General features: G+C 37.0%; 19 protein-coding genes. 1 reads left to right on the top strand and 18 read right to left on the bottom strand.

The features are described 5' to 3' along the window. Positions 1 to 15 precede the first annotated feature (15 nt). From phoU to BM157_RS05795, 12 genes are all read right to left on the bottom strand, one after another. On the bottom strand, positions 16 to 666 hold the full coding sequence (gene phoU, locus BM157_RS05850) for a phosphate signaling complex protein PhoU (protein ID WP_055176319.1): 651 nt from the start codon (positions 664 to 666) through the stop codon (positions 16 to 18). Between the two features lie 111 nt (positions 667 to 777). Then, positions 778 to 1,608: a PHP domain-containing protein gene (locus BM157_RS05845; RefSeq protein ID WP_022501546.1), complete on the bottom strand. Its 831-nt coding sequence runs from the start codon at positions 1,606 to 1,608 to the stop codon at positions 778 to 780. A gap of 111 nt (positions 1,609 to 1,719) precedes the next feature. Beyond that, positions 1,720 to 2,511 carry a phosphate ABC transporter ATP-binding protein PstB gene (gene pstB / locus BM157_RS05840; protein ID WP_090140321.1) on the bottom strand — a complete coding sequence of 264 codons (792 nt, stop codon included), beginning with the start codon at positions 2,509 to 2,511 and terminating at the stop codon, positions 1,720 to 1,722. 29 nt (positions 2,512 to 2,540) lie between these two features. After that, the gene (pstA, locus tag BM157_RS05835; protein WP_090140290.1) at positions 2,541 to 3,416 is read right to left on the bottom strand and encodes a phosphate ABC transporter permease PstA; all 876 of its coding nucleotides are present in this window, start codon (positions 3,414 to 3,416) and stop codon (positions 2,541 to 2,543) included. Positions 3,417 to 3,490: 74 nt separating this feature from the next. Continuing rightward, a complete protein-coding gene (gene pstC / locus BM157_RS05830) occupies positions 3,491 to 4,423 on the bottom strand; it encodes a phosphate ABC transporter permease subunit PstC (RefSeq protein WP_090140288.1) in 933 nt (310 codons plus the stop codon). A 504-nt stretch (positions 4,424 to 4,927) separates the two neighbouring features. Continuing rightward, positions 4,928 to 5,827 carry a phosphate ABC transporter substrate-binding protein gene (locus BM157_RS05825; RefSeq protein ID WP_318255831.1) on the bottom strand — a complete coding sequence of 300 codons (900 nt, stop codon included), beginning with the start codon at positions 5,825 to 5,827 and terminating at the stop codon, positions 4,928 to 4,930. Positions 5,828 to 5,954: 127 nt separating this feature from the next. Beyond that, positions 5,955 to 6,893, bottom strand: coding sequence for a dihydroorotate dehydrogenase (locus BM157_RS05820; protein ID WP_022501551.1), 939 nt, complete (start codon positions 6,891 to 6,893; stop codon positions 5,955 to 5,957). Continuing rightward, positions 6,893 to 7,702, bottom strand: a complete 810-nt coding sequence (locus tag BM157_RS05815) for a dihydroorotate dehydrogenase electron transfer subunit (RefSeq protein ID WP_090140285.1) — start codon at positions 7,700 to 7,702, stop codon at positions 6,893 to 6,895. Before BM157_RS05815 ends, BM157_RS05820 begins: the two co-directional genes overlap by 1 nt. 23 nt (positions 7,703 to 7,725) lie before the next feature. Then, the gene (locus BM157_RS05810) at positions 7,726 to 9,021 is read right to left on the bottom strand and encodes a dihydroorotase (RefSeq protein ID WP_278320138.1); all 1,296 of its coding nucleotides are present in this window, start codon (positions 9,019 to 9,021) and stop codon (positions 7,726 to 7,728) included. A gap of 76 nt (positions 9,022 to 9,097) precedes the next feature. Continuing rightward, positions 9,098 to 10,021, bottom strand: coding sequence for an orotidine-5'-phosphate decarboxylase (gene pyrF, locus BM157_RS05805; protein ID WP_055176331.1), 924 nt, complete (start codon positions 10,019 to 10,021; stop codon positions 9,098 to 9,100). Between the two features lie 37 nt (positions 10,022 to 10,058). Continuing rightward, positions 10,059 to 11,378: a dihydroorotase gene (locus BM157_RS05800; RefSeq protein ID WP_022501555.1), complete on the bottom strand. Its 1,320-nt coding sequence runs from the start codon at positions 11,376 to 11,378 to the stop codon at positions 10,059 to 10,061. Further along, positions 11,375 to 13,501, bottom strand: coding sequence for a putative bifunctional diguanylate cyclase/phosphodiesterase (locus tag BM157_RS05795; protein WP_318255830.1), 2,127 nt, complete (start codon positions 13,499 to 13,501; stop codon positions 11,375 to 11,377). Before BM157_RS05795 ends, BM157_RS05800 begins: the two co-directional genes overlap by 4 nt. 261 nt (positions 13,502 to 13,762) lie before the next feature. On the opposite strand from BM157_RS05795, the gene BM157_RS05790 reads away from it, so the two are divergent. Beyond that, positions 13,763 to 14,287, top strand: a complete 525-nt coding sequence (locus tag BM157_RS05790; protein WP_055176336.1) for a hypothetical protein — start codon at positions 13,763 to 13,765, stop codon at positions 14,285 to 14,287. A gap of 470 nt (positions 14,288 to 14,757) precedes the next feature. On the opposite strand, the gene kduD is transcribed toward BM157_RS05790, so the two are convergent. From kduD to BM157_RS05760, 6 genes are all read right to left on the bottom strand, one after another. Further along, a complete protein-coding gene (gene kduD / locus BM157_RS05785) occupies positions 14,758 to 15,519 on the bottom strand; it encodes a 2-dehydro-3-deoxy-D-gluconate 5-dehydrogenase KduD (protein ID WP_090140282.1) in 762 nt (253 codons plus the stop codon). A 29-nt stretch (positions 15,520 to 15,548) separates the two neighbouring features. Further along, entirely contained in the window at positions 15,549 to 16,568 is a 1,020-nt protein-coding gene (locus BM157_RS05780) for a glycosyltransferase family 2 protein (RefSeq protein ID WP_022501559.1), read from the bottom strand. Positions 16,569 to 16,584: 16 nt separating this feature from the next. Further along, entirely contained in the window at positions 16,585 to 18,351 is a 1,767-nt protein-coding gene (argS, locus tag BM157_RS05775) for an arginine--tRNA ligase (protein ID WP_022501560.1), read from the bottom strand. Between the two features lie 102 nt (positions 18,352 to 18,453). After that, positions 18,454 to 19,191 carry a tRNA pseudouridine(38-40) synthase TruA gene (gene truA / locus BM157_RS05770; RefSeq protein WP_055176342.1) on the bottom strand — a complete coding sequence of 246 codons (738 nt, stop codon included), beginning with the start codon at positions 19,189 to 19,191 and terminating at the stop codon, positions 18,454 to 18,456. Next, positions 19,192 to 19,554 carry a response regulator gene (locus tag BM157_RS05765; RefSeq protein WP_022501562.1) on the bottom strand — a complete coding sequence of 121 codons (363 nt, stop codon included), beginning with the start codon at positions 19,552 to 19,554 and terminating at the stop codon, positions 19,192 to 19,194. It abuts the gene before it with no gap. A gap of 178 nt (positions 19,555 to 19,732) precedes the next feature. Then, a complete protein-coding gene (locus BM157_RS05760; protein ID WP_022501563.1) occupies positions 19,733 to 20,317 on the bottom strand; it encodes a chemotaxis protein CheX in 585 nt (194 codons plus the stop codon). Between the last annotated feature and the right edge of the window lie 306 nt (positions 20,318 to 20,623).

The raw sequence follows: 20,623 nt of genomic DNA, 5'->3' as shown, positions 1-20,623 counted from the left end.
AACAATTATTGATTATTATTTATCATCTGGGTGCTGACCTGTTATAGAGAATATAACCCATTCTGATATGTTAGTCGCATGATCCCCTATTCTCTCAAAATATTTAGCAGCCATAAGCAGATCTGATGCCTGCTCACCTGCATTAACATCTTCGTGAATCATAGCTATAAGCTCAGCCTTTACCTTGTTGAATAAATCATCAACAACATCATCGTGTACGATAACCGTCCTTGCCTTATCCATATCCTTGTTAACAAATGCTTCAACACTCTGGACTAGCATTACCATAGTTTCTTTAGCCATCTGCTGTATATGATCAAGCTTCTTAATATATGATTCTTTAGAAAGTTCTATTGTAATCTCTGAAATATCAGTTGCATGATCCCCTATTCTTTCCATATCTGTAATCATCTTTAATGCTGCTGATATAAGTCGTAAATCCTTTGCAACCGGCTGCTGCTGTAATAATAACTTAAGACATAACTGTTCAATCTCACGTTCCTGATGATCAATCTCCTCGTCATATTCTATTACATTTGAAGCAAGCTCAATATCCTGATTAACAAGTGCCTTTACTGTATCAGATATAGCCTTCTCAATCATGCCACCCATTTCAATTAATTCATTATTAAGTTGTACTAACTGTCTGTCAAATCTATTTCTCATATTAACCTCTTTTCCTGTGCTTCTATTGGCACACGGTCTAACACTCAATTATTTCAATATTGCTGACAGGTTCTATTAAGTTAATATGATGAATTCTCTGGTCATTACAGATTATCTTTTTCTATATATTATAAAACGTCTGTTTAATGCCCTTAACGCACTTCTGAACGCTTTCGCTCTCTTAGGATACTTAAACATCGCTCCAATCTTGTTATACATATAAAAAGAATATACGAGCACTTTGTTAAGCTTTCCTATCTTGTCCTTGGTTGTATATATATATCTTGTTCCACCAACCTTAGGATGATTGCCATCTTTATAATATTTTATAAGGTCGTCCTCTGTCTTTATTGTATCTGGAATAAGTGCATATCCCATACCAACACAATTACTGTTATGGGCATCACTTCCGCCTGTAAGTGCTACCCTGCACCCCTTGGCGAACTTTCTTGCATACTTATTGCTTTTCTCACTCTCGCAGGCATTATAACCTTCTACGAAATCAAAATGAACCATATGTGCAATCTGCTTTGACTGATTCCAGTACATAGTAGATGCAAAGCTCATAAATGGTTCTCCATAAGGATGTGCAGGTCCTAATATTCCATCACAACAATGGACAATATATATAAGCTTATCTAAAGTAAGGCCCTTATATCTCATAAGCTCATACACCTCTTTAGGTGTATCCTGTGGAAGAATAACTATAAAATGTCCGAACTCCAGACTATCATATTCTATGCCTCTTAATACCACGAAATCATCATATTTCTTACCATATGAAAGATACGCATCATATCCATCATATGAGTCATGGTCTGTTACAACCATTCCGTTAAAACCTTTGCTCTTAAGTATCTTGATATAGTCATCTATCCCAACCTTGGCATCTACTGAACCCTCGGCTGTATGACAGTGCATATCGAATTTTACATATCCCATATAATAAATACCTCGCATTTATATATCTATATTAATTAATCACATTACAACTAATTAACTTCATTATACTTCTTAAAGATTTTAATAACAAGGTACTAAAATATGTAATTATCAGCCAAAACGTCCTGTGATATAATCTTCTGTCTTCTTGTTCTTAGGCATAGAGAATAACTGTTCTGTCTTATCGTATTCAATCATCTCTCCTAACAGGAAGAAGGCTGTATTATCTGATATTCTTGTCGCCTGCTGCATATTGTGTGTTACCATTATTATTGTATAATCATTCTTTAACTCAATCGCAAGGTCTTCAATTCTTGAAGTTGATATTGGGTCAAGGGCTGATGTCGGCTCATCCATAAGAATAACCTCTGGTTCAACTGCAAGAGTTCTTGCAATACATAATCTCTGCTGCTGTCCACCTGAAAGTCCAAGAGCTGACTTTTTAAGTCTGTCCTTCACCTCGTCCCATATAGCAGCCTGTTTTAAAGCTTTTTCTACTATAATATCAAGTTCTGCTTTCTTGTACACTCCAAATAACCTTGGTCCGTAAGCTATATTGTCATATATGCTTTTAGGAAATGGATTAGGCTGCTGGAATACCATTCCAACCCTGTGTCTTAATGTTATGTCGTCCATCTCTGTAAATATATTGGCTCCGTCAAGGTATACTTCACCATCAATCTTAACACCCTCAATTAAGTCATTCATTCTGTTAAGTGTCTTTAAAAATGTAGATTTACCACATCCAGATGGTCCGATAAATGCTGTAATCTGATTTTTAGGAATATTCATATTAATATTTTTTAATGCGTGAAAATCTCCATAATGAAGATTAAGATTTTTGATTACAAATTTATCATCACCTGTATAATTACTGCTTCCATTTTCAGAATTCTTATTCATATCTATATTACTCATACTTATCCTCATTTCTACGCTTTCTCACCAGAGTTCTTCTTATTTATCTTATTACTTAACACATTAGCTCCTATGCTGAATGCAAGCACAAGTATAAGAAGTACCGCTGATGCAAGGTTAGCCAGGTCCTGATTTTGTCCATTAACCTGTAAATCCCATATCTGCAATGATAATGTCTCTGCTGAACGAAATGGGTTAAGTGGACAGGTTGATGATGCAAGATTCCAGTTGCCCCATCTTATGTTAGTTCCTGAACCTGTTGTATACAAAAGAACTGCCGCTTCACCAAAGCCTCGTCCTGCTGCAAGTATTACACCTGTCATAATTCTTGGAAGGCAGGCTGGCAGTAATATGTGGAATATTGCCTGCCAGCGTGTTGAACCAAGTCCCATACCCGCTTCAAAATATCCCCTAGGAAGTCCTTTTATGGCATCCTCTGTTGTTGTTGTTATAAGTGGCAGTGTTATGATTGATACGGACAATGCTCCAGCCATAAGGCTTTTATCCAGTCCTATAATAACAAGAAAGATGAGGTAGCCAAATAAACCAACAACAATAGATGGAAGTGACGAAAGTGTTTCTATACATATTCTTATGAACTTTGTAATAAGTCCTCCCTTGGCATATTTTGCAAGATATATTCCTGCAAATGTTCCAATCGGTACTGTTATAAGCAATGACAAGAATACAAGATATATCGTATTAAAAAGCTGGTTGCCTATAGCACCACGCCTTGTAAAGCCGAACATTGAAGGTTTTGCACCAGCAAAGCCCTTAATAATTACATATCCGGCAAATGCCGCAAGAAGCACAAAGAAGAATACGGCTATGCAGTAAAATATAACTGTCATTACTTTATCCTGTGCCTTGGCACGTTTTATCCTATTCATATAATCTCCATTTCTGTGCACGCTTCTGCGCACTAATATCCATTTTCACCCTTTATTAACTTTAACGGGCGATTTTAATTAGTCTTTGCACTCTTCTTTTTATTTCCAGATTCCTCTGACTGCTTAGCAGACAGAAAATGTATTAAAAATATGAACAAAAGTGATATAAGGAACAAAAGCAATGCAAGTGTCCACAACGCTGTCTTAGTTTCTCCACCTTCCATCGCATTTCCCATCTGGGCTGTTATCTCTGTTGTAAGTGATTTGGTTGTTGAGAATATGCTGTCTGGAAGTGCGGTTGTCTGTCCTATTACCATCGCAACTGCTAATGCCTCACCAAACGCTCTTGCAAGACCAAGTATTATGCCTGAGAATATTCCAGAAGCTGAAGCTGGAAGCACTATTTTATATATTGTCTGCCAGCGTGTTGAGCCCATTCCATAAGCACCCATTCTGTAATCTTTAGGAACTGATCTGATTGCATCTGCTGACACACTTGTTATTGTAGGGAATATCATTATTGCAAGCACAATACCTGCCGCTAATATTGAATGTCCTACCTGTCTGTGAAACATATCTCTTATAAATGGCACAAGCACGGTAAGTCCGACCCAGCCATATACTACTGAAGGAATTCCTGCAAATATCTGGATTACAGGGCGGTAAAATTTTTCACCAAATTTAGGTGAAATCTCTGTCATAAATATAGCTGAACCAAGTGCAAATGGTGTCGCAATAAACAGTGCAAGACCACAGGTGCTTAATGAACCTACTATAAATATAAGTGTACCTACTGAACCGCCGCCTTCCATATTGTCTATAGGTGCCCAGTCAGGTGAAAACAGGAACTCACCGATTGAATGATTGAATTTTAAGAATGTTCCTGAACCCTTGTATACAAGAAATCCACCTATTCCAAGAGTAAGCACTATAACGAAAAGACCACACAGGGTGACGATTGTACGCCACAGGTACTCTTTGGTAAACATACCTCTTTTAATATTCATACTTTCTCCATTCTTAACATATAAAATTTCGCTGTTATATATTCAACGGAAGGAGGATTAATAACTACGGACGTTGTGCGGAGTGTTATATTACCGCTGGGCACGCTTACGCTACTTGAAACCGTAGCGGTACTAAGCGGCTAAAGGACAGCCGCTAAGTGCCGACGGTTTCAACAGTACCCAGCTTGCAATATAACACTCCGCACAACTGGGTTGCGATTAATCTGCGTTGAATTGTTTATCAGCTTTATGTATCTTCTTTACTCTTTGTTATTTGCTCTTTGTTATTTCTTTTTTACATTTTCATTTTATATGTTATTAATTTCTATGCGTTTAGGCGGGCAGGAAATCTGCTCGCCTAAACTGGTTACTTATTTGATAACCTATTTCTTTGTGTTTTTGATTGATTTTCTTTCAATCTTTTAATTTTGTCTGCTGGTGATTGTGTAAGATTGAGTCTTACTTTTTAATTAAGGGGGGGGTTACTTTTTTAACAACTATTTTTTAGTGTTCTTTTACTGTCATCTTTGATGATACGCCGTAGCCTAATGATTCCATTTTCTTGCCGTATTCATCTGATGTGATGTAGTCGAGGAACTTCTGGGATACTTCATCTGCGTTGCCCTTTGTGTACATATGCTCGTATGTCCATACTGGGTATTTGCCAGCATATGTATTCTCAAGTGTTGGTTCAACACCATCAATTGATACTGTATCAACGCCTGGGTTGCTTACAAGGTAAGATAACGCTACATATCCGATAGCACCCTTTGTTGTCTTAACATTCTGTAAAAGTACGCCTGAGTCATCTGTTTCCATTGACTTGTTAGAAGCTTCGCTTGCACCATCTAATGCGTATTTCTTAAATGTTGCTCTTGTACCAGAAGATTCTGGACGAGTGATAAGCACGATTGCTTCATCAGCACCACCAACTTCTTTCCAGTTAGTAATCTTTCCTGTAAAAATATCTGTAAGCTGTGCCTTTGTAAGGTTCTTAACACCACCTGCTGTTACGTCCTTGTTTACGATAGGTGCCATTGTTACTACACATACCTTATGGTCTACAAGTTCTGCTGCCTTAGCTGCATCAAGCTTTTCTGCTGCCTCCACATCAGAGTTACCAATGTTAACTGTTCCCTCTGATACCTGCTTAAGTCCTTCACCAGAACCACCTGCATCGATTGTTATGTTAACATCTGGATATTTTTCATTAAAAAGGTCTGCCGCATCATCAACAAGTGGCTTTAATGCTGATGAACCTGCTGCTGTTATGCTTCCGCTAAGGTTAGAGTCTGCATCTGCTCCATTATCTGCACTGCTGCTTCCACAGCCAACAAGTGCTGTTACCATACATACTGTACTAAGAATTACAGCTGCGCTTTTCTTAAAATTCATCTTTCTCATAAATTTTTTCCTCACTTTTCTTTTAAAGGTCTATGTCTTATCGACAGATAAAAGAATAGCAGTGGTATGTAAAATGCAATACCACTGCTACGAGAAATCTATGTAAAGTCTTTGTTAAATTATAATTTTACTTAACGCAGCCAATAAGCTCGTTAATGTCTGCTACTCCATTTTTAGCACAATAATCTCTTATTCCGTCCACAACCTTAATTGTTGTAAGAGGGTCATTAAAATTAGCTGTACCAACTGATACCATCGTTGCACCTGCCATAATAAACTCAAGTGCATCATCTGCATTGGCAATTCCGCCCATTCCAATAATAGGAAGTGCTACAGCATTGGCAACCTGATATACCATTCTTACTGCAACAGGCTTTATAGCTGGACCTGAAAGACCGCCTGTCTTATTGGCAACAGCAAATGTTCTTCTATTAATATCAATCTTCATTCCTGTTAATGTATTAATAAGGGATACCGCATCAGCACCACCTGCCTCAACAGCTTTAGCCATCTCTGTAATATCTGTCACATTAGGGCTTAACTTCATAATTACAGGCTGCCTGGCAACCTTTTTTACCGCCTTTGTAATACGCTCTGCTGAAGCTGGAACCTGTCCGAAAGCAATACCACCCTCTTTTACATTAGGGCAGGATATGTTAATCTCAAGCATATCAACTGGCTGTTCGCCTAGCTTTTCCACAGCATCAACATAATCTTCTTCTGTCTTTCCACACACATTTACTATTATCTTAGTATCATACTGCTTAAGAAATGGAATATCTCTCTTTACAAATGTATCAAGCCCCGGATTTTGAAGTCCGATTGCATTAATCATTCCACCGTAAGTCTCTGCTATTCTAGGTGTTGGATTGCCCGGCCAAGGTACATTTGCCACACCCTTAGTTGTGACCGCACCTAATTTATTAAGGTCTACATATTCACAATATTCCATACCTGAACCAAATGTTCCTGAGGCAACAGTAACAGGATTATTAAATTCAACTCCCGCAATATTTACTTTCATATTAACGTCTGCCGGATTAATTGGATTTACTCTATTAGCCATTATAACTCTACCTCCTTAACATTGAATACAGGGCCTTCTTTACATACTCTCTTATTCTTAACCTTTGAATGGTCATCAATATCTGTTGACTGACATACGCAGGCAAGGCACGCTCCTATTCCGCAAGCCATTTTTTCCTCTAAGGATACGAAACAGGCGATATTATTGCTTACCGCATATTCCTTTATTGCTCTTAACATTGGTGTAGGGCCGCAGGCAAATATTACATCTGCTGTTAAGTTATTCTCTCTTACTGCATCTAATACATTACCTTTAGTTCCAGCACTTCCGTCCTCTGTTGCAACATATACATCAGCAAACTGCTCAAATTCATCTTTTAAAAACATCTGTGAGTTTCTGTAACCAAGTACAGCCTGCTTCTTACATTCGAGCTGCTTAGCAAGCTCAAGCATTGGAGGAACACCAATTCCACCACCAAAAAGAATTGCCTTTAACTCTGTGTCAGCACAATCATTTCCTGTGACATTCTTTACATATTCCATAATAGACTTAATATCATATCCATTGCCAAGAGGTCCTTGAATATTAACATATTCCCCCTCCTTCATCTTAGAGAACTCCTCTGTCCCCTTTCCAGCAACCCTGTATACAATCCTTAAATTATCTTTATCTATTCTGCATATGCTTATTGGTCTTGGAAGAAGTCTTGCTCCATCGTTAGAATATACCGATATGAACTGTCCCGGTACAGCCTCTCCTGCCATATTATCTGTCTTTAACCACATTTCATATATGCCTTCGGCTAAACACGAAGTCTTAATTATTAATGCATTTTCTCTGTATGACATATGTATTCTCCATTCTTAATTAATTATTTCAAATCCTTGTATACAACATTTCCATTGCATATAGTATATTTTATTTTACCATAAAGCTTCTGTCCGATAAATGGTGAATTACTAGCTTTCGATACGAAATTCTCTGTAACCTCCCACTCCTCATCTGGATTAAATATAACCAAATCAGCTATCTTTCCAGCCTCAATACAGCCTTTGTCCATTTTGTAAAGCTTTGCTGGATTAACTGTCATCTTAGTGAGCAGTTCCTCAAGTGTTAAATAGCCTTTCTTTACAAGATTAGTAATTCCAAGTGCAAGTGATGTTTCAAGCCCTATCATTCCGCTCGGTGCTGCCTTGAACTCCTTAGCTTTCTCATCCTTGCTATGTGGTGCGTGATCTGTTGCAATTATGTCTATTGTTCCGTCCTTAAGGCCTTCAATTACAGCAAGCCTGTCAGCTTCTGTTCTTATTGGTGGATTAACTCTTGCAAGTGTGCCTTTCTCAAGCACAATGTCTTCTGTAAGCGAAAAATGCTGTGGAGTAGACTCTGCATGTACATCTGCTCCCAGCTTCTTAGCTGTCCTTACAAGCTCTACTGATACCGCTGAGCTTATGTGCTGTATACATATTGTTGCCTTGGTTTCAAGTGCAAGCATACAATCCCGTGCTACCATCATATACTCTGAGCAGGCTGGTGCTCCACCTATATTAAGCTTGTCTGATACAACGCCTTTATTAATTCCCTGTTGTTCTATATATGCAGGATTTTCCTCGTGAAAACTTAACGGCATATCCAGCTCTTTAGCTTTCTGCATAGCTTCCTTTACAAGCATTTCACTCTTAAGTGGAATACCATCATCTGTAAATACAAGTGCCCCGCCATTCTTAAGTTCCGTAAAGTCAGTAAGTTCTTCTCCCTTAAAGCCTTTAGATACTGCCGCAGCTGAATATACATTTATCGGCGTAGTTCTTCCCTTATCTATTACATACTGCAGCGTTTCTTTATTATCTACTATAGGATTAGTATTAGCCATACAAAGAACTGTTGTAAAACCTCCTGCCGCAGCTGCCGCAGCTCCTGTATTAATATCTTCTTTATAAGTAAAACCTGGATCCCTGAAATGAACGTGTGTATCTATAAGACCAGGTGCTACCACAAGACCTTCTGCATCAATTACTTCATCTACAGCTATGTCGGATACAGGCACATCAAATGCTTTTACCTGTATTATACCGCTTATTATTCCATTTTCCACAAGAATATCTGCCTTATATGACATATGTCTTGCCGGATCTATTATATGTCCATTCTTAATTAAAGTTCTCAATATTATCTCCATTCTTTATAAAAGCGGCATTACCAGTCTGTTGCTGAGTGGTACTGCCGCTTATTATAATAATTATTTACTTTCCAAGTGCTCCATTAATATCTGCAATCATATCAAGAGCTGCCTGTCTTGAAGCTTCACCGAAATTCTTAGCTCCAAACTTAGCATACTCATCTTTAGCATATGCAGCTATAATTCCTCTTGAACTATTAACTATCGCGCCAAGTCCGTCTGGGTTAAAGAATGCTGTAAGGTCTTCAGCCTTGCCACCCTGTGCCCCATAACCAGGAACAAGGATATAAGCCTTTGGCATAACCTTTCTTAATACCTTACCCATCTCTGGATATGTAGCACCAACTACCGCACCTACATTACTATAAGTATCGCCCATACACTGGCTTCCCCATTCATTAACCTTAGCACCTACATGCTCATATAATGGCTTGCCGTCTATAAGCTGATCCTGAAATTCTCCACTTGAAGGATTAGAAGTCTTTACAAGGATAAATATACCTTTGTCTTCTTCATTGCATACCTTAATAAATGGATTAATTCCGTCAGAACCAAGATATGGATTAACTGTTGCAAAATCTTCATCAAATGGTGTTAAAAGCTTAGAACCAACTTTAACCTTTCCAAGATGTGCTACTGCATAAGCCTCAGATGTTGAACCTATATCGCCTCTCTTAACATCACCGATTACAACCATATCCTTCTCGTGACAATAATCAACAGTCTTCTTAAACACCTTAAGTCCTTCAATACCGAACTGCTCATACATAGCAATCTGTGGCTTAACTGCTGGTACAATATCATATATATTATCAATGATTGCCTTATTATACTGCCAGATAGCTTCTGCCGCACCTTCAAGAGTTTCTCCATACTGCTCAAAAGCTTCCTTTTGAACATGCTCTGGAATATACTTCATCATAGGATCTAAGCCTACAACTACAGGTGCATTTGTCTTAACGATTTTGTCAACTAATTTGTTAATCATCTATATTCTCCTTACATATCAATTAATCTATCTTATATTACAACTTTGGAACATCTTTATCAATAATAACTTCTGTTCCGTTGATATTAGAATATACAATCTTACCACCAGCTATTGTATACTTAATCTCACCACTTACCTTCTTGCCGTTAAATGGAGTGTTCTTGCCTCTTGAAGCAAATGTCTTACTGTCTATAACATACTCTGCATCCGGATCAATTATAGTAATATCAGCAGTCTTGCCAACAAGAAGTGTTCCCTTGTCTATACCGATAATCTTAGCAGGTGTATAACTCATCTTATCTGCCATCTCAAGAGGTGTAATAACATTTTTCTTAACAAGATCTGTCATTATAATAGCAACAGCTGTTTCAAGACCTGATATTCCAAATGGTGCTTCTACAAAACCTCTGTCTTTCTCTGTAAGATGATGTGGTGCGTGGTCTGTTGCAATTATGTCTATTGTTCCGTCCTTAAGGCCCTTAATAAGCATATCTTTATCCTTATTAGTTCTTAATGGCGGATTAACCTTGTAGTTAGCATCATCTTCATTAATATCATCTTCTGTAAGTGTTAAATGGTGTGGCGTTACCTCTGCTGTAACATCAAGACCTTCTTTCTTGGCTGCCGCTATCATTCTTACGCTGTCCTCTGTTGAAACATGGCATATATGAAGCTTGGCACCCGTATTCTTAGCAAGGAGTAAATCTCTTGCCACCATAATATCTTCTACAGAATTCATAATTCCGTAAAATCCAAGTTCTCTTGCTTTATTGCCGGCATTCATAACTCCCCTTGCTGCAAGATCCTTATCTTCACAATGTGCAAATACCGGTATTCCTACTTCTGCCGCAAGCCTCATAGCCTGTCTTGCTACTCTAGCATTCATAACAGACTTCCCATCCTCGCTTACTGCTACAGCTCCTTCCTCATAAAGCCTCTCATAATCAGTTATATACTCTCCGTCCTGACCTGCTGTCATAGCTGCTATAGGAAGAATATTAATATCTGTTACTTCTTCTGACTTATTCTTTATGTATTCAACCATCTCAACGCTGTCAATTGCAGGCTTAGTATTAGGCATTGGACACACTGTTGTAAATCCACCTCTTGCCGCAGCTCTTGCACCAGTTCTTATTGTTTCCTTATGTTCAAAGCCTGGTTCTCTGAAATGTACATGTAAATCCACAAGTCCTGGCATAACCATACAGCCCTTAGCATCAATAACTGTATCTGCTGCCTTGTCAATATCCTTTGCCACTTCTGCTATAACCCCATCTTCAACAAGAATATCCCTAATGTCATCAGTGTTACTTGCAGGGTCAATAACTCTTCCGTTCTTAATCAACATTCTCATATATTAATCCTCCCCTTAAAATTTAATCTTTCAAACTCGTAAGCAGGTTCAGGTTTACCATAATAGTATCCCTGTATGAAGTCAACACCCAGCTCTCTTAATATATCCAACTGGCTCTTATCCTCAACACCTTCTACAACTATCTTAGTTCCTATAGTAGCAGACAATTCAACTATAAGCTTAATGAATGCCTGTGCATACTCATCTTCCGTTATATCATCAATAAATGTCTTGTCAACTTTAATAATATCAAAAGGAAGCTGTTTAATGTAGTTAAGTGATGAATATCCTGTACCGAAATCATCAAGAGCTATCTTTGGTCCTAATTCCCTTATGCCATTAATTATATTAAGAACCCTGTCCATATCATTAATAGCAAAGCTCTCTGTAATCTCCAGCACGATATTCCTAGGATTAACTCCTGTCTTCTTAAGCACTTTAGCTACTGTATCTACTATATCTTTCTGAAGAAGCTGGACAACCGACAGATTAACATTGATATGGAAATCCGGCATACCATGTTCATTCCAGTATCTGCACTGTCTGCAGGCTTCCTCAAGAACATAATCACCAATTGAAGTTATAAGTCCAAGATATTCAGCAAGCGGAATAAAATCACCCGGACCCATAAATCCAAGCGACTTACTGTCCCATCTTACCAGTGCTTCACACGATGCACATTCCTCTGTGTTAATATCAACTACAGGCTGGTAGAATACAACAAATTCATCAATTCCTGTCGCAACAGCCTGCCGCATATTATTTTCAATATCAAGGCGTCTTACAGAATTCTGTTTGTTGCACACATCATAAAAAGAATATCCATTCTTACCATTCTTCTTAGACTCATACATTGCTATATCAGCCATTCTGATAATCTCGTGTACATCTTTGCTGTCATCTGGAAATACCGCAATACCCATACTCATAGTACAGAAATATTCTGTCTCCATAAGATACCACGGTTTGTTAAATATCTCTTTAACCTTATTGGCAATTCTCTCTAATTCAAGGAACATATCAGGCATTACTATGGCAACAAATTCGTCACCACCCATTCTGTAACATCTGCCTCTAAGACCTACTATACTCTGAAGTCCTGCCGCAATCTGCTGTAAAAGAATATCTCCATACTGGTGTCCAAGACCATCATTAATGTGCTTGAAATCATCAAGGTCGATAAACAAAACCGCCCCCTTAACACCATCTCTTACAGCTTCGTTAATTATAGTCTTTAAGTCTGACTCACACTTCATACGATTATAAAGACCGGTAAGGAAATCGTTATGTGCCTGAAATTCAATCTTCTGCTGATTCTTTTTCTTCTGTGTTATATCAGAAGCTGTACATACAATCACCTCACTTGCATCTATCCATATAAGCTTGGTAAATCTTACTTCAAACCACAGACCTGACTCAGCATTATACTTCTCCACAGGTCTTATGTATTCTCTTGTATAATCAGAAAAATCATAATATCCATCAATATTATTGCCCTCAGCATTATTAATATATTCTTCAAGTGTCTTCTCTACATCTTCTTCTGTCGGTACAAGAATATCCTGCATACATTCTTTTATTGTATCTTTAATCTCCTTCGACTCAGCCGCCACCTTATTCTCAAACAGAATATTGCCTGTAGCAGTATCACATACAATAATACCTGAACCTATGTTATTAAGAATATCCTTTAAGACTTCATATGATGAAAGCAGTGAATTATTAGTTACTCTCATCTGGGCAATACTCTGAATAATACCTGTAACATCATATATAAAATGCATATTGTCCTCATTATCGGACCATAGCTTTATATTGTTCTTATCATATATGACAAAATGCATAGCATCTATGTCATTAATCCTAATAGGAACGCTTATGCTGTTCTCACCATTCAGTGCCATAACATCGCATTTCTTAGCTTCCTCTATACATTCACCCTCAGATGCAATTACTGTCCATTCATCATCTGAACCCTTCTGAAGCAATGCAATACAATCAGCATTAATGTATGCTATAGTCTTATGTAATATTAGTTCTACTGTATGCTGAAATGTATCTCTTGACTCAAGGCTTTCTATCAATTCTGACAACACTTCAAACTTCTTATTAGTCTCTCCCAAAACTCCTGCCTCCAGAATGTTTTACATAGACTAATTATATAATATTTATACCAGTTTGGGAACTGTTTTTATATATTTTTTAAATTACATACGAAATGAAATGCAATTTTTAATTGTTTTATTAAACTATGCGTGATATTATGAATATTATGTTTTTATGCAGATTTTATAAACTCATTCTGCAAGTGTTTTCCAACTGGTATATGCAGAACACTTAATTAAAATATTGCAGCACATTACTATGTAAGAACAGGAGAATTTATGGATAATATTTACAAATATAATACTACCCTGAAAGCTTCAGGCAATGATTACAAAAAGATTGTATTCTGGAACAGATTTTTAAGAAACCCTGTCGAACTTATACTTTCGTGGGTTCCTGCCGTTATCTCAATAATTATGCTTGCCTCTGGCAGATACAACACATTTTTATTAATTATATATGCAATATGCTGGTTCTATCCTATATACATATTTGCATTCCAGTTCAAATCAAGCGTTAATTACCACTTGAAGCACAGAGATTCATCAGAAGATGCTCCCTGCACAATAACATTAATGGATAACGCGATACTTGCTGATATCCCAGACCATAATTTAATATATACTTACGAATGGGAACAATTCACAACTGTATATTTCAAATATGGATATTATATGTTGTTTAACGGGAAGCAAATGGTTGTAATGCTTAATAGTAATGATATGCCTGAGAATATCAAGAAGAATGTGGGCGGATTTATTATGGAGCATGTAGATAGAAATAAGTGCAGGATAGTGTACTAGGCTCATACGGACGTTGTGTAGTTTTACTATATTACCGCTGGGCACGCTCTCGCTGCTTGTAACACGTAAGCGGCTAAAATACAGCCGCTAAGTGTCGACGGCTGCAAAAGCACCCAGCTTGCAATATAGTAAAGCTACACAACTGAGTATGGCAGAATGTAAAATGTAATTAGCGAAATTATGCGAATACTAAATAATTATCGTAAAATGTTTATGTTAAAATATTTTAAAAATGTGCTTACCAAATAAAGGGAGATATCGACACGGATTAAATATGTTTAATTATGAGGAAACAGGCAGACTTTAACATCTAAACTTCGTTAAAGTCTGCCTGTTTTTTAGTTGCGGTTTTTATCAACACATTTTGTCCTATAAGTCCCATTTTGGTATATAAGTCTAAGTCTATAAGCAAAAAAGAGCTTTCCTTTAATTGGAAAGCTCTTTTAATAGCTATTTCATAATTTTTTGTTTTATCTTGCCAACCAGCCGCCGTCTACTGCCAGGGTAAAGCCGTTGACGTAGTCTGAGGCTTTAGATGCAAGGTATATTACTGCACCTTCCATATCTTGTGGTGTGCCCCATCTGCCTGCTGGAATTCTGTCAAGAATAGCTTCGCTTCTGTCGGCATCATCTCTTAACTGTGCTGTGTTATTAGTTGCCATATATCCTGGTGCAATTCCATTTACATTAATGTTATACTTTGCCCATTCATTGGCTAACGCTCTTGTTAAGCCTATAATTGCACTCTTGCTTGCTGTGTATGACGGAACTCTTATTCCACCCTGATATGAAAGCATAGAGCATACATTAATTATCTTTCCGCCTTCTCCCTGCTTCATAAGCTGCTTGGCAAATGCCTGACTTAAGAAGAATACCATTTTCTGATTAACCTGAATTACCGAATCCCAATTCTCCTCTGTGAATTCAATTGCATCCTGTCTTTTAATAATTCCCGCATTATTAACAAGAATATCCACTCTGCCATATGTATCAATCGCTGCTTTCATAACTACATCTATTGAAGCCATATCTGAAAGGTCAGCTATAACCTCTGCGAACACGCCGCCATCTGCTTCTATCTTATTCTTAGTATCTTCGCAGGAACGTCTTGCAACGCCAAGAACCTTAGCTCCTGCCTGAGCTAAAGCTACTGCCATTCCCTGTCCTAGACCTGTGTTAGCACCTGTGACAACTGCTACTTTTCCGTCAAGTTTAAACAAATCTAATATCATAGTATTCCCTCATTTCTGCACACGCCATTTTAATTAAATCCAATAAGCTTATTCATTACTTTATAACCAGTCTTAGATATTCCTCTGCCGACTTTGCCCGGAAGATTAACTGTATTGCCAAGTATGCTGTATCTTAACTCTTTATAGAGCTTGGAATCTGAATCCTTAACATACTTCCAAAGTTCCTTTTTCTTAACAAGGTTCTCATCTGTGCCTGATATAATCAGGAATATTGATGATACTTCCATCATAATTCTAAGATATGTCACCATATACTTTCTGCATCTTTCATTGACAGGCTTATTGCCAAGATATGAATCTATAAGACGTCTTGTAACTCTTAACTGCTGGTCAATTCTTGAAATCATAACTGTTTCATTAACTGACTGGTCTTCCCTTCCAATAAAATATCTGTAGAAATTAACATTCATATAGTACATTTTCTGAACAACCGGCAATGGCTCAAATACAAATATATTATCTACATAAAATGTATGCTCAGGAAGCTTCAGACCGAATTCCTTTATAAGCTGTGTTCTGTATATTACTGAGTGCATAAGAATATACTGGTCTACCTTGAAGTGTCCCATCTCATCCCATCCAAACATTCTGTCAACTGGAAGTGCATTCTCATAGTGAATGACTTTCTTTCTCTTAGCACCAACCTTTTCATATACATAATTCGCAATAAGCATATCTGGTAGGTCATCTTCCTCAACAAAGCTCTTAAGCTTAGTTAATATCTTCTTATAGCTTTTAACATCAACCCAGTCATCGCTGTCTACAACCTTAAAGAACATCCCTGTGGCATTGGCAAGACCTGTATTAACAGCCTGCCCATGTCCACCATTCTCCTGATGTACAGCCTTGACTATGTTAGGATATTTTGCTTCATATTCCTTGGCAATCTTTAATGTATCATCTTTTGTTGAACCATCATCAACAATTATTATCTCTACATCGTCACCACCTGCAAGGCATGATTTGATACATTTTTCCATATATGCTGCTGAATTATAACATGGAATTGCAAATGATAATAACTTCATATAATATCTCCAATCTCTACATTCTGTCAGGACACTGTATACCTAATAAATCAATACAAGTTTCAAGTATCTCTTTAGTAAGTGTGATTAATGCAATATAGCTTTCCTGCTGTTTCTTATCCTCTTCTGCAAGAATCTTTGTGTTATGATAAAATCCGTTAAATGAGTTAGAAACCTCATATATATACTGGCATATCTTGTGAGGTGCATTATCCTTGTATGCTCCATCTATAACATCTGAGAACTTAATAAGTGCAAGTGATAAAGCCTTCTCTGACTGTTCTTTTGAAGGCAGTATTGTAAGATCACCAACACTTACGCCTGTTTCCTTATACTTTGCAAGAATAGACTTTATTCTTACTATTGTATACAAAATATAAGGACCTGTATTACCTTCAAATGAAGCAAATCTATCTACATCAAATACATAATCTTTAGATGCCTGATTAGATAAATCACCATACTTAAGTGCAGCAAGACCCACAATCTTAGATATATTATCAGCTTCTTCATCCGTCATTGAACGGTTCTCTTTAATCTTATTAAGAATAACTTCATTAATATCAGATATAAGATGTTCAAGACGCATAACACCACCTGAACGTGTCTTAAATGGCTTGCCATCCTTTCCATTCATAGTACCAAAACCAACAAATCTCATATCTGCATCTGGTCTTACAATTCCAGCCTTCTTAGCTGTTCTGAATACCTGAGTAAAATGAAGCTCCTGTCTTTTATCAGCGAGATAAATGTATGTATCCGGCTTATATAACTTCTCTCTCTCAACAATAGTTGCAAGATCTGATGTAGCATAAAGTGCCGCACCGTCTGACTTTCTTACTATGCAAGGAGGAAGTTCCTTAGTATCTGTTGGCTCTGCAATATCTACTACTGTAGCTCCCTGGCTTTCATAGGCAATTCCATCTTCAACCATCTTATCAACCATATCTTTAATATATGGCTGTGCATCACTTTCACCCTTCCATAAGTCAAATGATACATTAAGATTATCATAATTCTTCTTTAAATCCTTCTTGGAAACATTCATAATATGCTTCCATATTGCTGTGCATGCTCTGTCCCCGCTCTGAAGCTTAAGTGTGGATTCGTGTGCTCTCTTAGCGAATTCTTCATCTTCCTTAGACTTAGCACTTGCCGCCGGATATATCTGTTCAAGCTCTGATATCGTAAATGGGGGTTCACTTGGATACTCTCCTGTATACGCCTCATCAAAATATGGAAGTTCAGGCTTTCTGTCCCTTAACTCCTCTATAATAAGACCCATCTGAAGTCCCCAGTCTCCAAGGTGTACATCACCTATTGTATTGTTGCCTGCGTATCTGTTAATTCTCTTAACACTCTCACCAATTACAGCAGATCTTAAATGTCCTACATGTAATGGCTTAGCTGCATTAGCTCCACCATAATCCACTATTACAGTCTTAGCTTCCTCGCTGTTCTCATATCCGTACTTATCATCTTCTGACATCTTATTAAGATAATCTGAAAGATATCCAGCACTTACCTTTATATTGATAAATCCTGGCTTAACACTTTCAATTGTGTCAAACATACCATTAGATGTAAGCTTTGCAACTATCTCATCTGCAATAACAAATGGAGCTTTTTTATAAGTCTTAGCTGCTGCCATCGCGCCATTGCACTGGAATTCGCATAAGTCAGGTCTGTTAGATATAGTAATTCTTGCGTATTCTTCTGAATATCCACATTCTGCAAATGCTTTCTTAAATTCATCTGTCATAAGTTCAATTATGGTCTTCATTATATTCTCCATTCCTGTTAAATTCTGCTTCATAAAATGTATTATTATAAAGTAACAAGAAAAGAATCCCGAAATCCGAGATTCTTTAATAAAATCATCTATTTAGTATAAAACACTTTCAAGGAAAAGTCCATAGCTCTCAGCTGGAAGTGACATAACAACATCCTTGCCAGCCATAATATTCTCTACATCTTCCACCTTCTTAAGTCCGCTTCCTACATCAAGAAGCATACCAATCATATATCTTGCCATATTATGAAGGAAATCATCTGCTGTTATTCTTATCTCACAACTGTCTCCATCTGTAGTTATCTCTACATCTTTGATATCCCTTACTGTAGACTTGCTCTTCTTCGCAGTAGTAAATGCTTTAAAATCATGCTTTCCAATCATATAAAAAGCTGCCTGCTTCATAGCCTTAATATCCGGAATATCAAATGTATGATAAGCATACTTTCTTGTAAATACATTCGCTACATTAGCCATATCTATCTTGTATACATATGTCTTCTCCCTCGCATTAAGCTGGCTATGAAATCTTTCATCTACTAATTCCACGCGATTAACAGCTATATCCCTTGGAAGATATCTGTTAAGGTAATTCTTAACCTCTACAGGCTGGTACTTATCATTAAGCTTGAAATTAGCTGTCTGATTAAGTGCATGAACACCTTTTTCTGTCCTGCATCCAACATATATATCAATATCTTCACCTGTCATCTTCTGAATTATCTCTTTAATCTTACATTCTATAGTGTTAGAATTGGAGTCCTTGCCCATTCTGACCCAGCCGTCATATCTCCCACCATCATATTGAAGTTGTAATCTATAATTGTACATCTATTCTTCCATAACCTTTTCAATTGTATTAACAATCACGTCCATATCAAAAGGCTTCTGTATAAAATCAGCCGCTCCTTTCTTAAGAGCCTCTATCATATTAGCCTTCTGTCCTGCCGCTGTTACCATAATAATCTTGGCATCAGGGTCTATCTCTATAATATCCTTAACTGCATCTATTCCGCCAAGAACCGGCATTGTAATGTCCATAGTTGTTATATCCGGTCTGTATATTCTGAACTTTTCAACGCCTTCTGCTCCGTTAACAGCCTCTGCAACAATCTCGTGTCCAGCCTGTTCAAGCATATTTCTTAAGAACTTTCTTGAAGTCTTAGAATCATCTACTATCAAAATCTTCGCCATAATATTCCTCCGTTCCATATGTCTATAATTAACCACCCGGCTTGTGCAGAAGCATTTAGTATCTGTAATCAACTACAAATACAATATATCTATAATCATTCAACAACCAACAATAATTGACTGATAATTATTAACAACTTCAGCTTCTGTAATACGCCTTAATTATGTACATATATTTTTATACATTAAGCTTAACTTTATCATCCGCAACCATAAGCAGATTAAATCTATGTCCTTTCATATTAAATGTAACTACATACATTCCATTATCAGCTTTAATCTGTGTATCCTGATAAAATACCGGTGGGTGTAAAGACACCTCTATCTCTTCATAACTGAGCTTAGTCGCATATGCACCATTAATAATATTAATAAGTTCGCATATTGCATCATAAGCATCTGCATCAAACTTATTCATATCTTCCTGGGAAAATGTAGATGCAACACAAAGAAGGTCAGCATCTTCACCCGCTATCCCTAAGAATACATCTATATCTCCATCCATAATCTGACAGCCGACAAATTTACCATCAAATTCCTTCTGATATATTATTCTCTCAAGTTCAATCTCAGTGCTCATAAACTGTGTAAATACCTTTAAAACACTCTGCATCTGCTTATTATAATATTCTGTATTCATATCAAGAAATGTTGTAACCATATCATCTATATTACCATCCTTGATAACCTGCAATTCATTGTCAGTAAATACAGATCCAGAATGATTCTTAGCAATATACTTGTTAATCATCTTATCCTGCATACCTCTTCTCCTTGTGCATAACCTTCTATAAATACATTATTCATACAATTTTACTGTAAGATTATTATACATCAAGAAAACATATATTAGCAACATCAATTTTCACTTATAAACACTTATTATCGGATTTTATTTTCACTTATAAACGCTTATCAGTTTAATTGTTTAGACAGTTTATTCAATTTGCCACATTTATCATATACAACTTGTGCATATTTCACATTTAATATCCCAAAGATAATACACTAAAATTGACGCACAAACAACCCCAGCATTAAAATTAATTAATGCCGGGGTTGATTAAAT

Source organism: [Lactobacillus] rogosae, assembly GCA_900112995.1.
Classification (GTDB): Bacteria; Bacillota; Clostridia; order Lachnospirales; family Lachnospiraceae; genus Lachnospira; species Lachnospira rogosae.
Note: the sequence above shows the minus strand (reverse complement) of the source record. Positions and strands in the feature narration are given on the sequence as shown.

Coding starts and splice junctions, on each gene's coding strand:
- phoU (WP_055176319.1), bottom strand. CDS start 666: ATGAGAAATAGATTTGACAGACAGTTAGTACAACTTAATAATGAATTA.
- BM157_RS05845 (WP_022501546.1), bottom strand. CDS start 1,608: ATGGGATATGTAAAATTCGATATGCACTGTCATACAGCCGAGGGTTCA.
- pstB (WP_090140321.1), bottom strand. CDS start 2,511: ATGAATAAGAATTCTGAAAATGGAAGCAGTAATTATACAGGTGATGAT.
- pstA (WP_090140290.1), bottom strand. CDS start 3,416: ATGAATAGGATAAAACGTGCCAAGGCACAGGATAAAGTAATGACAGTT.
- pstC (WP_090140288.1), bottom strand. CDS start 4,423: ATGAATATTAAAAGAGGTATGTTTACCAAAGAGTACCTGTGGCGTACA.
- BM157_RS05825 (WP_318255831.1), bottom strand. CDS start 5,827: ATGAGAAAGATGAATTTTAAGAAAAGCGCAGCTGTAATTCTTAGTACA.
- BM157_RS05820 (WP_022501551.1), bottom strand. CDS start 6,893: ATGGCTAATAGAGTAAATCCAATTAATCCGGCAGACGTTAATATGAAA.
- BM157_RS05815 (WP_090140285.1), bottom strand. CDS start 7,702: ATGTCATACAGAGAAAATGCATTAATAATTAAGACTTCGTGTTTAGCC.
- pyrF (WP_055176331.1), bottom strand. CDS start 10,021: ATGATTAACAAATTAGTTGACAAAATCGTTAAGACAAATGCACCTGTA.
- BM157_RS05800 (WP_022501555.1), bottom strand. CDS start 11,378: ATGAGAATGTTGATTAAGAACGGAAGAGTTATTGACCCTGCAAGTAAC.
- BM157_RS05790 (WP_055176336.1), top strand. CDS start 13,763: ATGGATAATATTTACAAATATAATACTACCCTGAAAGCTTCAGGCAAT.
- kduD (WP_090140282.1), bottom strand. CDS start 15,519: ATGATATTAGATTTGTTTAAACTTGACGGAAAAGTAGCAGTTGTCACA.
- BM157_RS05780 (WP_022501559.1), bottom strand. CDS start 16,568: ATGAAGTTATTATCATTTGCAATTCCATGTTATAATTCAGCAGCATAT.
- argS (WP_022501560.1), bottom strand. CDS start 18,351: ATGAAGACCATAATTGAACTTATGACAGATGAATTTAAGAAAGCATTT.
- truA (WP_055176342.1), bottom strand. CDS start 19,191: ATGTACAATTATAGATTACAACTTCAATATGATGGTGGGAGATATGAC.
- BM157_RS05765 (WP_022501562.1), bottom strand. CDS start 19,554: ATGGCGAAGATTTTGATAGTAGATGATTCTAAGACTTCAAGAAAGTTC.
- BM157_RS05760 (WP_022501563.1), bottom strand. CDS start 20,317: ATGCAGGATAAGATGATTAACAAGTATATTGCTAAGAATCATTCTGGA.